General features: G+C 44.5%; 15 protein-coding genes. 10 read left to right on the plus strand and 5 right to left on the minus strand.

The genetic code is table 11. The features are described 5' to 3' along the window. Window positions 1-231: 231 nt before the first annotated feature. From AABK39_RS16425 to AABK39_RS16445, 5 genes are all read left to right on the plus strand, one after another. The gene (locus AABK39_RS16425) at window positions 232-927 is read left to right on the plus strand and encodes a S24 family peptidase (protein ID WP_338392422.1); all 696 of its coding nucleotides are present in this window, start codon (window positions 232-234) and stop codon (window positions 925-927) included. Between the two features lie 181 nt (window positions 928-1,108). Next, window positions 1,109-1,267, plus strand: a complete 159-nt coding sequence (locus AABK39_RS16430) for a hypothetical protein (protein WP_338392423.1) — start codon at window positions 1,109-1,111, stop codon at window positions 1,265-1,267. A gap of 330 nt (window positions 1,268-1,597) precedes the next feature. Beyond that, window positions 1,598-2,308, plus strand: a complete 711-nt coding sequence (locus AABK39_RS16435) for a hypothetical protein (RefSeq protein ID WP_338392424.1) — start codon at window positions 1,598-1,600, stop codon at window positions 2,306-2,308. A 14-nt stretch (window positions 2,309-2,322) separates the two neighbouring features. After that, window positions 2,323-3,396: an IS701 family transposase gene (locus tag AABK39_RS16440; RefSeq protein ID WP_338392425.1), complete on the plus strand. Its 1,074-nt coding sequence runs from the start codon at window positions 2,323-2,325 to the stop codon at window positions 3,394-3,396. A gap of 364 nt (window positions 3,397-3,760) precedes the next feature. Further along, window positions 3,761-4,321: a hypothetical protein gene (locus tag AABK39_RS16445; RefSeq protein WP_338392426.1), complete on the plus strand. Its 561-nt coding sequence runs from the start codon at window positions 3,761-3,763 to the stop codon at window positions 4,319-4,321. A gap of 115 nt (window positions 4,322-4,436) precedes the next feature. Here AABK39_RS16445 and AABK39_RS16450 read toward each other — a convergent pair whose 3' ends face one another. Next, the gene (locus tag AABK39_RS16450; RefSeq protein WP_338392427.1) at window positions 4,437-4,850 is read right to left on the minus strand and encodes a hypothetical protein; all 414 of its coding nucleotides are present in this window, start codon (window positions 4,848-4,850) and stop codon (window positions 4,437-4,439) included. 391 nt (window positions 4,851-5,241) lie between these two features. On the opposite strand from AABK39_RS16450, the gene AABK39_RS16455 reads away from it, so the two are divergent. Together AABK39_RS16455 and AABK39_RS16460 are read left to right on the plus strand one after the other, a co-directional pair. Further along, a complete protein-coding gene (locus tag AABK39_RS16455; protein WP_338392428.1) occupies window positions 5,242-6,378 on the plus strand; it encodes a cellulase family glycosylhydrolase in 1,137 nt (378 codons plus the stop codon). 318 nt (window positions 6,379-6,696) lie between these two features. Further along, window positions 6,697-7,173, plus strand: a complete 477-nt coding sequence (locus AABK39_RS16460) for a hypothetical protein (protein WP_338392429.1) — start codon at window positions 6,697-6,699, stop codon at window positions 7,171-7,173. 8 nt (window positions 7,174-7,181) lie between these two features. Here the strand turns inward: AABK39_RS16460 and AABK39_RS16465 are convergent, their stop codons facing one another. Further along, entirely contained in the window at window positions 7,182-7,376 is a 195-nt protein-coding gene (locus AABK39_RS16465; protein WP_338392430.1) for a hypothetical protein, read from the minus strand. Between the two features lie 109 nt (window positions 7,377-7,485). Continuing rightward, a complete protein-coding gene (locus AABK39_RS16470; protein ID WP_338392431.1) occupies window positions 7,486-8,634 on the minus strand; it encodes an LA_2272 family surface repeat-containing protein in 1,149 nt (382 codons plus the stop codon). 238 nt (window positions 8,635-8,872) lie between these two features. Here AABK39_RS16470 and AABK39_RS16475 point away from each other — a divergent pair, with 238 nt between their 5' ends. The 3 genes from AABK39_RS16475 (at window position 8,873) to AABK39_RS16485 (ending at window position 12,649) form a co-directional block, all read left to right on the plus strand. Then, entirely contained in the window at window positions 8,873-9,448 is a 576-nt protein-coding gene (locus AABK39_RS16475) for an RNA polymerase sigma-70 factor (protein WP_338392432.1), read from the plus strand. Between the two features lie 55 nt (window positions 9,449-9,503). Beyond that, window positions 9,504-10,493, plus strand: a complete 990-nt coding sequence (locus AABK39_RS16480) for a FecR family protein (protein WP_338392433.1) — start codon at window positions 9,504-9,506, stop codon at window positions 10,491-10,493. Window positions 10,494-10,612: 119 nt separating this feature from the next. Further along, a complete protein-coding gene (locus AABK39_RS16485) occupies window positions 10,613-12,649 on the plus strand; it encodes a peptidase associated/transthyretin-like domain-containing protein (protein ID WP_338392434.1) in 2,037 nt (678 codons plus the stop codon). Between the two features lie 496 nt (window positions 12,650-13,145). On the opposite strand, the gene AABK39_RS16490 is transcribed toward AABK39_RS16485, so the two are convergent. Both AABK39_RS16490 and AABK39_RS16495 read right to left on the minus strand, forming a co-directional pair. Then, a complete protein-coding gene (locus tag AABK39_RS16490; protein ID WP_338392435.1) occupies window positions 13,146-13,745 on the minus strand; it encodes a hypothetical protein in 600 nt (199 codons plus the stop codon). Window positions 13,746-14,039: 294 nt separating this feature from the next. Then, entirely contained in the window at window positions 14,040-14,591 is a 552-nt protein-coding gene (locus AABK39_RS16495) for a hypothetical protein (protein WP_338392436.1), read from the minus strand. Between the last annotated feature and the right edge of the window lie 47 nt (window positions 14,592-14,638).

Here is a 14,638-nt window from a genome sequence, read left to right on the forward strand (position 1 = left end):
CTGATCATAATTGATACATTTAGAGGTTCTTAATCAAACTCAACTTGGGATTATCGATATTCGACAGGTTATTCATAAGACTAAACAAACTGCGGTTATGACATACAGGCCCATTATCATGGTCAAATTGACTTTTTTCATATCTTTACTTTTACCCGTAAAGCGAATATCGCTATTGCTTTACAATTATATATCAATAATTCTAATCCTCCAAATAAAACCATATCAATAATGCTAGATTTTTTCGAGAGGCTAGACAAGTTCTTTAAATACAAGGAGTTAAATGATAATAAAGTTACGCTTCAGGCAGGGATATCAAACGGTATAATTGGAAAAGGGAGAAAAAGAGGGTCATTATCGCTAGATAACATATCAAAAATACTATACACGTATCCTGAGCTAAATGCCAATTGGCTTTTAACAGGCACTGGTGAAATGGTCAATATTCCTGATGGGGCCATGATCCTAAACCCTCATGTCTTAAAATCAGACAACGCTGTTGATCGGCAGTCAATCCCCTTGTATAGTGTTGAAGCAACAGCGGGCTTAGTTAACCTTTTTGACTCCAATCAAACCCCTTCCGTTATAGACACGATTAAGATCCCCAATTTGCCTAAATGTGATGGGGCCGTATTCGTTATGGGAGACAGCATGTATCCCTTACTTAAAAGCGGAGACATTGTAGCTTACAAACAAATACAGAACTTTAAAGACGGAATGTTTTGGGGGGAAATGTATTTAATCTCTGTTGAGGTTGACGGGGAAGAGTATGTGTCTGTTAAGTTTGTTCAAAAATCCGATTTGGGGGATGATTACATTAAACTTGTCTCTCAGAACACATACCATCAGCCAAAGGATATTCATTTAAGCAAGGTTAGGGCTCTTGCTATCGTAAAAGCTTCTATTCGCCTTAATTCAATGTCCTAAAAAATCAACACGCACACTTTGCCACGCTCTAAACTCTAAAAAACCGCCCATAACCTCTATTGGAAGCGGTTTTTTTGCTTTTTATTATGACATTATACCCCCTCTAACCCGTAAAAAAACGGTGTTTTTACGTCGATTTTTGACATTATACCTGCTATTGAGCGCCTAAAAAAACAGCATTTTGAGGAAGCAACTGAAGAAGCAACTGAAGAAGCAAAAAAACAGGCGCCGATTCACGGAGAGGCTGATCCGGGGCACGTCCAGACAAGGCCAAACACTATGCCGGCGGGCCATTGCCGTCCGGCGCAAAAAAGAAAACGGCCCGCAAAACGCCATTTAAGCGCCCTACAGGCCGTTTCGTACCCCAAAACGGTAATTTCCCCAGCCAAACGGTAAAAAAACGTCCACAGCCCCGCAAAACACCCCAAAACCACCGCTCAAAATGATACCAAAAAGATACCAAAACGGTAATCCCGGCACATTTCGTTTTCCACCCCCAAAATCCCAAAACCACCCAAAAACCGCCCTAACAACATCACCACCCCCGTTTTTCCCTAAAATCCCCCAAAGCCAAATAGGCACGCTTCGTTTTTACCCCTATACATGCGGAAAAAACAGACGGCACTACGTTTATTGATTGTAACGCGAATAATAAATGCATAATTCAACTATGAGAAAGGCACTTAAAGTGTTAAATATTCTTGGCTTTATTTTGTTTTCGTTTAGCTCTCTCCATTCGCAAGCATTACTGGAAACACCTTACAAAAAAAGATTCAAGAAAGAGGAGAAGAAATTCGCCTTGAACAAAGTGAAAACAATTTATAAATGCCTGGAAGTCAAAACTTTTAAAAACGGTCAAAATTCAGTAAAAATCGACACGATTGAAATACACAGATATAATAAGAAGGGTAAATTAAGCGAAATTAAAAGATTCTACAGCAGAGGTTTTCGGCGTATTGTTTCAGAATATGATTCTATTGGACGTATAAAAAAAGAATCTGTATTCGATGGAAATTTTAACACACTAATTGGATTAACAACTTGGGTATACGACACTAAGGACAATCTGATTGAACAGCGTGATGGGCCGTATCTGACGATAATTCCTAAAAGCAAACCTAATGAAGAACATTATTTTGAAAGGGGGACTTTAAAGCGTGTCACTAGATTATCCGCTGATAAAACCGGCTTGATTTATACGATTGAAGAGTTTGGCGAAGACAAAAAATTAATAACTCGAGGTATATACGAGTTAGACAGTAAAAAACGTCTAATACGCTATAAATCCAGTGTCAATTCAAAATATCCCGCTTCGGAAAGTTATTTACTGACCTTTCGCTCGCCTTTCCTATTGCAATTTTGGAAATTATATGATAAGTGACCGATTTTTGAAAAATGAAAAGGAGAGACGGATTTGAATTATACACGGATTATCTTATTGCCAGTCGAGGGCAAGCCACCTCAACAGGGCTCTCAGCATCTTTGGACAATCAGATTCCCCATGATTATTTCAGCGACCTCCTCAAGCAACCGGACATGGACCAAAAGGCTTTTTGGAAAGAGGTGAAGTCTTTCGCCAGGAGTATTGAGGGCGAAGAGGCGGTTTTGAGTATCGACGATTGCATTGTCCACAAGCCTCATTCCTCGGAAAACGACATCGTAGCTTATCATTTCGACCATACTGTAGGCAAAGCGGTCAAAGGGATCAACTCCCTTAACTTTCTTCTGAGCAATACCGTGGAAGGACAAACGGTTAACTGTCCGGTCGCTTATGAGATCGTCCACAAGACGGTGAAATACATAGACAAGAACGGGAAGGAAAAGCGTAAAAGCGAGAAAACGAAAAATGAGATGGTACTGGAAGTTTTACACCGTCTAAACTTTCTGAACAAACTGGTTTTCAGGTACATTCTTTTCGATACGTGGTTCACCGCCAGCGATACGCTGAAGTATATTCATTACAAGCTCAAGAAGGTTTTCGTTTGCCCGCTGAAGAGCAACAGGAATATAGCAATGAGCGAAAAGGACAAAAACGAGGGCAAATTCATTCACGTTTCGGATGCGCCTATTGAAAGCGGTCAAGTGAAGCGGGTGTGGGTCAAGGGAGTTGATTTTCCTGTCACGCTCGCCAAACAAGTCTTTACAAACAGGGACCGGTCGACCGCGGAACAATGGCTGGTTACCAACGGGGAGAACATGGCTTTCGAGGATATCGTAGCGATCTACCAAAAACGGTGGAAAGTCGAGGAGTTCCATAAGTCGCTCAAGCAAAACACGATGTTAGGCAAGTCTCCCACAAAGATGGAGATTACCCAATTGAACCACATCTTCGCTTCCATGATCGCCTACATAAAACTGGAAAAACTGAAGGTTAAGGAGAAGCTGAATCACTTTGCGATAAAATCAAAATTGTATTTGAAGATGATAAAGGCTGCCATGGAAGAACTTGACGCCTTGCGGTCGGCCTGAAATATATTCATTAAGAATCGCTCTCCCAAATGCAGGGAGAGCGAAAGTTCAGTTATTTATATGATGAAAATGACCAAGAAATTGAGACAATATATAAAAATGATTTCCCGGGAGGAGGAGGATTTAAAAACAAGAAAGAATTGAACAAGAAGAATCTAACCACAAGGGTCAAACGCTATACTTTGAAAGGCAAACTACGACAATCTGAGGTTAACTTTTATGAATACTATCAATAACAATTAAAGAAACACACGACAATTTGAATAGCGCATGGGCATTTCAGGGTGCTTATGCGCCATGCAAGAGGCGTTAAACAGTCTCTCTGTATCAGACACTAATATTCTAACCGCTAACTTTTATGATTATGAGACAAGCGACAATCACTTTGTTCTTTTTTATTATTTGTGTCTCCACTACCCTAGCCCAAGGAAAATACCAATCCTCGCCCGATGCGTTTAAATCGGAAAACTACACAAAGGCGGAGTATCCGCTATACCCAAAAGTGGAGCGTATTGACAATGTCACTTACAAATTTGGAAAGAGGGTAATCAAAGTATCTGCGAAGGAAGAGCAATTTCACAAAATCTTCGAGAAAGGAATTTTTAATCCCGATGTAATCTTCGGGACAGTCTCCGCCAAGTATTCAAAGAATGAATCCAAGGCCTCCAGTAAGAAAGGCAAGACATTCCATGACATCTTCAATAACCCCAACATATCCGTTAGTTATTTCGACAGTCTGGAAAAGCTTGACCCTAATCCGAAGAAAAAGCGCTTTATTTTTTGGGTCTCAAGAGAAGGGATGTTGAACCCTACCGAATATTATCTTGAACTATATAACGGTGAGGCTAAAAAGGATACCTCTTGGGACGAGTTTGTCGAAAACGCCAAGATGAGTTTCTTCAAAATGGGAACTATTATTATTTAAGGCGAAATCGGGAATAAAAAATCAAGACTAAAAAGACAAGGTGTTAAGCTTATACATAAGCGCTCACTAAGTAATCTGGAGGTAGAATGGTTATCGGTCGGGCCCAAGTTACTAATCAGTAAAACATCACTGACTGGATTTGTTGTCCAAGATTAAAATCTTCCAATTCAAAATGGAAGCTCGTCACCCCGGAATTATTCCAAGAGCTAGAAGACACCGGCCCTGTTCCCATTACGCCATTTGACGCACCAATCGTCAGCAGGGTTCCAGTACCGTTTGGTCCCGTATAACACGTATAATAGAAGTCAGGAGCTGGGTGCAGGGTATTAGCCATATAATCATATGCGGAAACCGTAACACCGGTATAAAACCCAGAACTGTCTTTGTACGCCTCGATTTTATAAAAAGTAATCCCCGTACTGCCGTACGATGGATAGAAATAAAGCCATTTCGTTTCGGTTGACTGCGCCGTACTAGACGAAGCACCTACGACCAAAAAGAATCCTAGAATTAGAAACAGATTTCTCATACTTATTTGGTTTTGGTTGAAAAAACGATAAATCGGCCCGACCAATAAATTAGCTCCCTTATTTTCCCTCAGAAAAAAAGAAGAAGCCGTTAACTCCACGTTCCCGTATAAGACCAGCTATACTCGACGAATCCAACCGAATTAGTGACCATGTAATGTTCGGGGCCAAATTCCAGTAACCTCTCGCAAATCAAAGAAATCCGTATTTCTAAAAATCGGGGATCCCGTCCGCCTAATCCGTTTTAGGGGGCAAAACGACAATATGAGGGGGCAACAGACTGTCATGGTCAGTCCGTATCCGTCTGATTTTTATTTTCGTCTCAAACTATCCGCCATTCCATCTCGCTTTTTTTGATGGGCTTAGGCGGCTTATCCAAAATTTTTACTCATCATGACAAAGAAATTCTTTAGCTACGCGCTTCTCGCCTTGGCGCTGGCCCTCGGATTTTCGGCCAATGCCCAAGACCGCTGGAGCAAAGAGAGAATCAACGACTGGTACGCAAAACAACCCTGGATGGCCGGTGCCAATTACGTGCCCGCCAGCGCTATCAACCAATTGGAAATGTGGCAGGAAGCCAGCTTCGATCCGGAGCGTATCGACAGGGAACTTGGCTGGGCCGAGGATTTGGGCTTTAATACCATGCGCGTGTTTCTGCACCATATGCTGTGGGAGCAGGACCAAAAAGGTTTTATAAAAAGGATCAACAAATACCTGAAGATCGCCGATAAGCATGGGATCCGCACCATGTTCGTGTTGCTTGACGACGTGTGGCATCCGTATCCTAATTTGGGCAAACAGCCCGCGCCACTCAAGGGCGTGCACAACTCCGGTTGGGTACAAAGCCCAGGCAGGAACATTCTGGAACGCCCTGACCGCTGGGACGAACTGGAAGGTTATGTAAAAGGAATCCTGAAACATTACGCCAACGACAAACGCGTGGTATTCTGGGATTTGTACAACGAACCCGGAAACACCAACGGCAACAGCTACGGTGGCGGAGGCAAAAAAATCGAACTTCCGAACAAGCGCAAATATTCGCTCGGTCTGCTGAAAAAGGTGTACAAATGGGCCCGTGAGGTAAACCCTTCACAACCGCTTTCCATTGACGTATGGACATCGGTAGGAAAGAAAATCGAGCAGATGAGCGCCATCGACCGTTTCGCCTACGAGAATTCCGACGTGATCAATTTCCACTGCTACTCCAGCGCCGCCACTACCGAAAAAACGATCAAGGAACTTTCCAAATCAGGCCGTCCGCTGGTGTGTACGGAATATATGGCTCGCCCCCACGGCGACGGCACATTCCAAAACGTGATGCCCGTACTCAAAAAATATAACGTAGTAGCTTACAACTGGGGATTCGTAGCAGGAAAATCGCAGACCAATTATCCTTGGTCCAGCTGGCAAAAGCCTTTCGAGAACGAGCCAAAGTTATGGTTCCACGATATCTTCCGCGAAAACGGCGAACCGTATAAGCAAGCCGAAGTAGACTTTATCAAGCGTACGACCGGCAAGCAAACGCTTTAAAAGAACAAACGCTTCCTCCATCTATTTTTTCAGATGTTTTACTGTCGGCCCTTCTTTTTGGGAGGGCCGTTTTTTTGCAATCCTTTTACAAACAGGTCTGTATTTTTGGTTTTCCGCATATCAACATCCACCATAATACAAAGGGAAAATTGAAGCACGAAACACAGTGAGATTAACTCACCCACTTCACTCTCTTCTTACATAGAGAGTGAAATATAATCCATAAAAATGCTGTATTTTGGATAAAAGCGTTTTAATTACATACACATAACACAATTAATACAAATCCATTTATGAAATTTTAAAAACTACAGAATCATGAAACCAATACTTTTTTTCGTGGCTATGCTACTTTTCACTTTTGGTAACAGCTACGCCCAATCTTCGGAAAAGCAGGAGCCAAAATCGTCTCAGGCTAAAACGGGCCCTTGTGGCGGTTGCTCTACGAGCTCCACTTTGTATATAGTGAATGGGATTAAGATGGACCAAGCACTATCCGATCAGCTCAAATCTGAGCGAATCCAAAATTTCAGTGTAGTTAAGGATAAGAAAAAGTGTGAGGAACTCTACGGGTCTGAAGCTAAAAACGGCGTGATATTGATCAAAACGAAGACGCCTAAAAAAAGGCCCAAGGCCAAAGCTCCCGTATATGTTGACGGAAAACCGGTTAAGAATTTCGGGGAGCTTTCGCCCGATCAAGTGAAAAACATGAAGGTGATCGATCCTCGTCTGGCCAGCGCCCTGTACGGTTTCTCCGAAAACTCAAACACCGTATTTCTCTACACCGCAAAATAGATTTTTGGCTAACAATGCCCTAACAGTCTCCACATCGTCGCGGTGTTTCCCAAAAGAAATCCGAGCCACAAGCCGGCGAATCCGCCCAAAGGGCTTACCAAAAGAAAGAAAACTATTGACCAAACAAGAATTCCGTCACGCAATGCGCTGATGATCTTTTTGTTGCGGGCCAAGGCCAATGTCTTTTCGAAAGAAAGTATCATAAGGCTTGATTTTTTACGGTGAAAAATGCGGAATGACAAAGGAACTTGAGGCAAAGCTCCGAGATCGGTTTTCGGCGCTTTGCCCGCTCCTTACCTTTCGGTTCAAAGATTACAGCCTGAGTGAAAGACCGGCGTTAAAGCCCACCCACATAAACACTTTCGTGTGATCGCTTTCATGGTCGTTTAGCGTGTATGGAATATTGATTGTCCCGTAGCGCCCATCAACCTTCTGGCGTGTCACATAAACATTAAGCGAAGGGCCGGCAAAAGCGCTGAATTTCCCCAACCGGTAACGGTAGCTCAAGTCAAGTTTGTTAAGCAAGTTGATGCCATCGTCATCCGTATCCCAGTTGTTGTCATAGACCACGTTATTAGCCGTTGCATCAATGGCCAAGCGTTGGTTCTCAGCCAATTTGACCATTCCGCCAAAACCGAGACCAGTGCTGTAAACGGGTTTTGAGTTGTATGAAGAATAACCGGCCGTGAAGATGGTATAGAATTTCTCCGTACCCATTTTGTAAGCCAAGTTGGCGAATATCGACTCGTTAGCGCTTACTTCCAGGGCGTAGTATCCGTCCTTTACGATGTTGAACAAACCGATCGACGTACCATCTTCTCCCTCGCCCTGATAGTTAAACAAGCCTACTTGCACACCACCACCTTTTCTGGCCAAATTGAATAAGCCCACTTGCACACCATTTTCTTCTCTGGTATAATTCAGGTGTCCAATTTGTACCTCAGCGCTATTCCTAACATAATTAAAGGCACCAAATTGCAAACCTTTAACTCTATCGGCGTAGTTGAACATACCTATTTGCGCACCGGTCAATGAATCGGTCAAGATATTGGCAGGCGAGAAACCCAAACCTGTTGACGCTTCCTGAGTATAGTTTAACACACCCGCTACCACTACTCCTGAATATCCTTTCCGGCTGATATTCGACAGGCCCGCGATCGTCGCCCCTTTCACTCTGCCGGAATTCATGTTCATCAGGCCTGCCATTTGGAAACCATTCACATTTCCGTCATTAACATTCATTAGCCCTCCTATTTCGGCTCCATTCAAACCACCGTTTATCCCGTACAGAATATTGAATGAGAAATTATTGATGTAGTCCGTTGAATTTCGGCCTGCGCTCCCGACTGGATACCCAAAACTCACCTGCACACCCTTCTTTTCCTTTACCGGTTCCTCTTGCGCTATAGCCTGGAAAGCGGAGAAAACCATCATCACGAAAATTATCGATATCTTTTTCATCTTTCTCGAACTTATATTTTATGTTTATGCGTAAATGAGTCTCGGTTTTACGCACTCATACCAAATTTGTGGATTCATCGCTATGATGCCCAAATACCGAGTAGCCCCCATTTGGCGTGAAAAAAATTGTCACGATTTTTTCTCCCCAACGGAAAAACTCTATCTGAATTCCGTAAAAAACATCGCCCTAACCCTATGGCGAAATCACTTATAACTCTCAACAAAACAGAGAGATACATTGGATAGCACTGAAAAAAAACTGATACAACGCTTCAAAAACGGCGACGCCGGCGCTTACGAGCATATTTTTAAAAAATACTACGCAAGCCTGTGCCTTTTCGCCATGAAACACCTCAAGACGAAAGACCTTGCCGAGGAGGTGGTACAGGAACTTTTCTGTAAACTCTGGGAAAAACGCGACACGCTGGAACCTCGCGAATCGCTGAAGTCTTACCTCTACGGCGCCGTCCGGCTCAACTGCTTGCGATTGATCCGTTCGGAGACCCTGCACGCCAAACACCACGAGCTGATAAAAAAAGAAATGAGCGATGAGGTGTGGCCCGAAGAGGAGAAAAGCAACGACATACAGGCCCGCATACTGGAAGCCGTAAGCGAATTGCCCGAACAGCGGCGACGGATTTTCGAAATGAGCCGTTTCGATCAGCTCCGCCAGAAAGAGATCGCCGAGAAAATGAACTTGGCACCCAAAACCGTGGAGAACCAGATGGGCCGTGCGCTAAAATTCCTGCGCGACCGCCTAAAAGACTGCCTCCCAGTACTTTTACTCTGGCTTTGGTATTTTCTGGAAAAATAAATGGGGGGTAAGCGCCCCATAAGTATCTTACTAATAAGAACAAGAGCGTAACAGCATGGACGCATTGGAAATAGATGAACTAATTATAAGGAAACTCAGCGGGGAAGCCACGCCCGACGAGCTCCGGCAACTGCAACTTTGGCTGGACCAAAGCGAAGACAACCGCAAATATGCGGATGATCTGACGCTGATATGGAAAGAGAGCCAGAATGTTGCCCCTTACGCCGAGGCCAGCTTCGACGCCGATACCGCTTGGGAAAAAATCCGACCGGCCAAAGCGCACCGTCGCTTTATGAAGCCTTGGGTAGCGACTGCCGTAGCTGCGGGTTTTACGCTTTGCATTGGCTTGGCTATTCTGTTTTTAGGGAAACAACGTCCCCAACCCGCCCAATTGGCTTGGGTAAAAATAGAAACGGCGGAGGGCGAAGTGCTCACGCATATGTTACCCGACAGCTCGGAAGTGACGCTCAACAGCAACACCGTGTTATCTTATCCGGCAAAATTCGCGGGAAAAGAACGTCCCGTTAAGTTGGCTTCCGGCGAAGCTTTCTTTTCCGTGACCAAAAATCCGGACAAACCATTCACCGTACTCACCAAGCTGGTACATGTTCGGGTATTGGGAACACGTTTTTCGGTGGATATACGCAATCCTAAGCAAGCGCTTGTGGCCGTTGAAGAAGGCCGTGTGAAAGTTTATTCGGCCAAAGACAAAAGCGAAAACCCAAAAGGCCTAATCCTGACCGCCGACGAAAAGGGCGAATACGAAGCCAAGACCGGGAATTTCTCGGAAGAAAAAATGCTTACGCCAAACGCATTCTCGTGGAAAACCGGCGTGATGACTTTCAACCGAATTCCTTTGCCCGAAGTAGTCAATGATTTGGAAGCACGGTTCAACGTGAAAATCATTATCGAAAACCCTGAGCTTCGCAATAAAACTTTCGGAGGGAGGTTCCAAAACGCTACGTTAGAGGGAGTGTTGGATTCGATAATGGCCACCTACAACTGCGAAATCGAAAAAACTCCGGACGGGTATATTATAAAGTAAAGGGTATAGAGTAAAGCGTAAAGAGTTTGGTTGGGTTGAAATCGGTTTCGAATCCAAACCACAACGCCAAGCCACTTTCTTTACGCTTTGTTTTGTACTGCATATTCTCAATTATCCTAATGATCGATACGGATACAACTTACAATACATTCAGGCGATGTATACTCGCCGTATTTTTTCTTCTTCAAACCATCGGCGCCACAAACGCGCAACACCGGCGTCCCGTTAAGCGAATAGTCGACGCAAACTACTCGGATGCCCCCTTGGAACTGGTCCTCGCCGACATGAGCGCCAAAGCCGGCTTCGACTACGCCTACAACGCCGCCGATCTGGACAAAATCAACGGAAACATCACGCTGGTAAATCCGGAAATCACCGTACAACGCGCCCTCGACGACATTACTCGGCAATTGCCCGTAAGCTATCGGGTAAAGAATAATGTGGTAATTATCTCAGCCAGAGAGAAGAAACGGGGGAGAAGCGTACATAATATCTTGCGAGGAATTGTTCTTGACGAGGAGACCGGAAAACCATTAGCCGGCGTATTACTCACCGACTTGGAGCTGGGGCCATTGGCTGAAACGGACAGTACAGGGATGTTTAGCGTCGGTATCGTTGCGCAAGATTATTTATTCAACCTTGAATACTCCAAAGATGGCTATCAGACTAAACGTGTAAATTTTACTCTAAAATCTTCACAAGCCCTTACCGTTGGAATGAAACGGGTGGAAAGGGAGTTGCCCGTCTTAGCCACTGTAAAGCCTCATAATATTGGGTCTGACGTACGACTGAATCTGTCTGACAAACGCCAAATCAAATGGGAAAAATTCTTTGCTCCAGCCCAAAACCAACCTAAGAGCAAAGGCCTGGAATTCATCATCCCTGAAGGTATACAGCTAGGATTGGTTCCCTCCGTTAGTACCAACGGGAAAAAATATCGAGAAAAATACAATACCTTTTCCTTCAATCTATATGTAGGCTATTCCGCCGGTCTCGAAGGTTTCGAACTTGGCACTATCGCAAACATTGAAACTTACAATGTAGGCGGTACGCAGATTGCGGGAATAGCTAACATCGTAGGTGGAAACACCAAAGGCCTGCAACTTTCCGCTGTCACCAATATTTCTTCGTTGCGATTACGTGGCGCTCAAATCACCGGTCTGATCAATGTCGCTTCAAAAGGAGTACGGGGTTTACAATTGGCTGCCTATCTCAATACAAGCTCTGGTATGCTAAAAGGAGCGCAGATTAGCGGAGGCGGTAACTATTCGGGAGGGGGGCAAGGGCTTCAACTCTCCGCAATACATAACCGGGCCAGCGCAAACGCTAAATTCACAGGGGCCCAAATCAGCGCCGGCTTTAACCTTGCGCGAGGCAATTACCAGGGAGCGCAAATCTCAGCCGGCTTCAACCATGCCCGTCAAAGTGGCCGAGGAATGCAAATTGCCGCGGGTATGAACTGGGCAGACAGCCTATGGGAAGGCGGTAGAATAGCCGCTGGACTGAATTTTTCCAGAAAAACCGACGGATTCCAAGTGGCTGGCGGCTTGAATCTCGCCGGTAAAACCGACGGAATACAAATAGCCCCCATTAACTTAGCAGACACTGTGGCGGGCTTACAAATCGGTGTGATAAACTTGGCCAAAAAATACGAACGAGGCGCCGCTATCGGCTTCTTCTCTTTTGTGAAAGACGGCCTGAAAACTTTCGAACTTTCGACTGATGAATTGGGACAGGCCAGTCTGAATTTCCGTACGGGCGTCAGGAAGTTCTACAATATCTTTGGTATCGGATATCTACCTGGAAGTAGAGAAAATATCTGGACATTACAATACGGAATCGGCACTGAACTCAGGGCCGAAAAGAAGGTAAGCGTAAATTTGGAACTATTGGGTGGACGGGTGACGTCTGACGAAAAAACCGTTGATGGCCCAAACATATGGGGACGCTTTACTCCGACAGTATCTTACCGAATCGGAAAATCATGGCAACTTTTCGGCGGTTTATCGCTGAATGGCCAATGGCGAGACAATAAGGAACTACCCACATTACTCAACACCCAAAGAGAAAAAGCGTACCTGATATCAGGCATCAGCGACAGCCCTCTTCAAACATACTGGTGGGGGCACCGTTTCGGCTTGCGCTTTGATTTGTAAAAAAGCTGGACCGGAAACGATTAAGCCAGCTACTTTTTATCGCTATAAATCCGGTCCAGCACGATGGGAGTCGTTACGCTCAACATTACTAAGAACGCTTTGCCCTCAAAGCGTTCTTAGTAATGTTGAGCGCTGAGCTTTCTGTCAACTGACTGGCCCAATAATGTCTTAAACAGAGATACACCCGGTAACAAAGTAATTTCACACAGGCCACTCTGTGATATTGTAATGCAAAAGTAGCAACCCAAACTCAGCTAATCTTTGATCTGAAAAATAGAAACGCTTGATAGTAATCGCACAAATAGGCGTTCAAAATCAGTAAAAAAGAAAGGTATTGTCGCCTTGCTCGGTAGAAACAGTCATACCGGTTTTCTTCTGTAAAGAGTATTGGGAAGCTGGAAAATGACAACTTTTGCCTCAAAACATTCAGAGGGGGCAACATAAAAAACCAGCGCCACGCACCGGTTACCGAATTTGTTCACGCTTATAACAACCCTTATTTTTTCCGGACCAGAGTTATCGTCGTATTTGAGGCCGCTACCACCTCTCCCAGATCCGCAGGTTCAGATTTTTTTATTTCCATTTCCAACACCAACATATCGGGAGTTAGGCTCTTAATCGTAAACTTCGCATCTTTATCGAAGATAGCTCCGAAATCGACGTTTCCATTTCCAGAATTATCTTCCTTAAAGGTCAATAGCTTATCGGCCAACGTCCACCTTCCCTTTTCGCTTATTGTCCCTTCCCCTTCCATACCGTCTGTTAAATCGTCTAAATCCAACTGGTCTTCCATTCCTTCGAATTCCGACGCCAACTTCAAGTTCTCGGCCACTATCTTGATCTTGCCATCCAAAGAGTAAGTATTGGGGTCCTTCCCGAATTCCATCACTAAATCGATGTCTTTTCCATTCAAATCAAGCGACATCACCTCCTTCTCGATACTGGCAACCTTCAGGGAAACATTCATCTTATTCTCGAACTTTTTGACATCCCAAGTTCCCCCAAGTTGGGCTGGCGATATTTCGTCATCGTTTGAAGAGCATGACCAAAAAACAAACGCCACGAGAAATAATGATAGAAATCTAAATCTTGTCATTTCATTAATATTTTTACGATTGAATTGTCTTACCCAAACCCGATAAAACATCATTCTCATTAATTCTGACAAGAGAACACCATAGGCAAAAGCCCAAATGATCACTAATCGGCCCTTTTTCCTGTTTGTCGGCAGAATATTAATTTGAACGGAGTGAAAAAAGCAAAAAAATCCCCGCGTCCAAAAACCGGAGCGGGGTCCAACCAATAACCGTTCATGCACCAAACGGGACTTTCTTATTTTACAACAATTCCCCCAGCCTAGCGCCACACTGAGCAAGGGGCATTGTACCAATTATTGCTTTTTCAAATCCAGCCAAGATTTGTCCCCGTCATCATCATAAAACAAGCGAATCTCCGTAACACCGCCTTGTGTCGCCGGGTCAAGAAACTGTACGTAGGCAGTGTCCGTCTCCTGTGTCGTTTTCGTTATAAGCTGATAATCCAACTTAACCGTGATTTGCGGAAAAGCGTCGGCCCATTCCTTTTGTTCAGCGGCAGTCACGACATTTAGGCCAAATGTGCCTTGCTCATTTTCCGAATCGTCGCAAGTTATGCCCACATCGTCGGATTTTTGGGAATAACTGGCCTCAAACTGTCCGGCTCCCGAGAAATCCAACTCATAATATTCCGTCACCGCAACCTTGCATTCCGAGTCATAGCCCTGAATCTCGTTTTTCCATTCTCCCAAAATCCTTTTCTGGTCCTCTGTCAGCTGGGTGGTTGTCCCCACACCTCCTGGCGTACCGTCATCATCGTCATCGTTAGAACAACCTACCGCAAATACCAACGGCAAAGCCAAAACCGATAACCAGAGCTTAGTCCAAATCCGAATCTGTCCCCTCATCTTTCCCTTTTTTCATTAGTCAGAAGCCGAACTAAAAGCCCGATTTC

It is taken from the genome of Fulvitalea axinellae, from assembly GCF_036492835.1.
Lineage (GTDB): Bacteria > Bacteroidota > Bacteroidia > Cytophagales > Cyclobacteriaceae > Fulvitalea > Fulvitalea axinellae.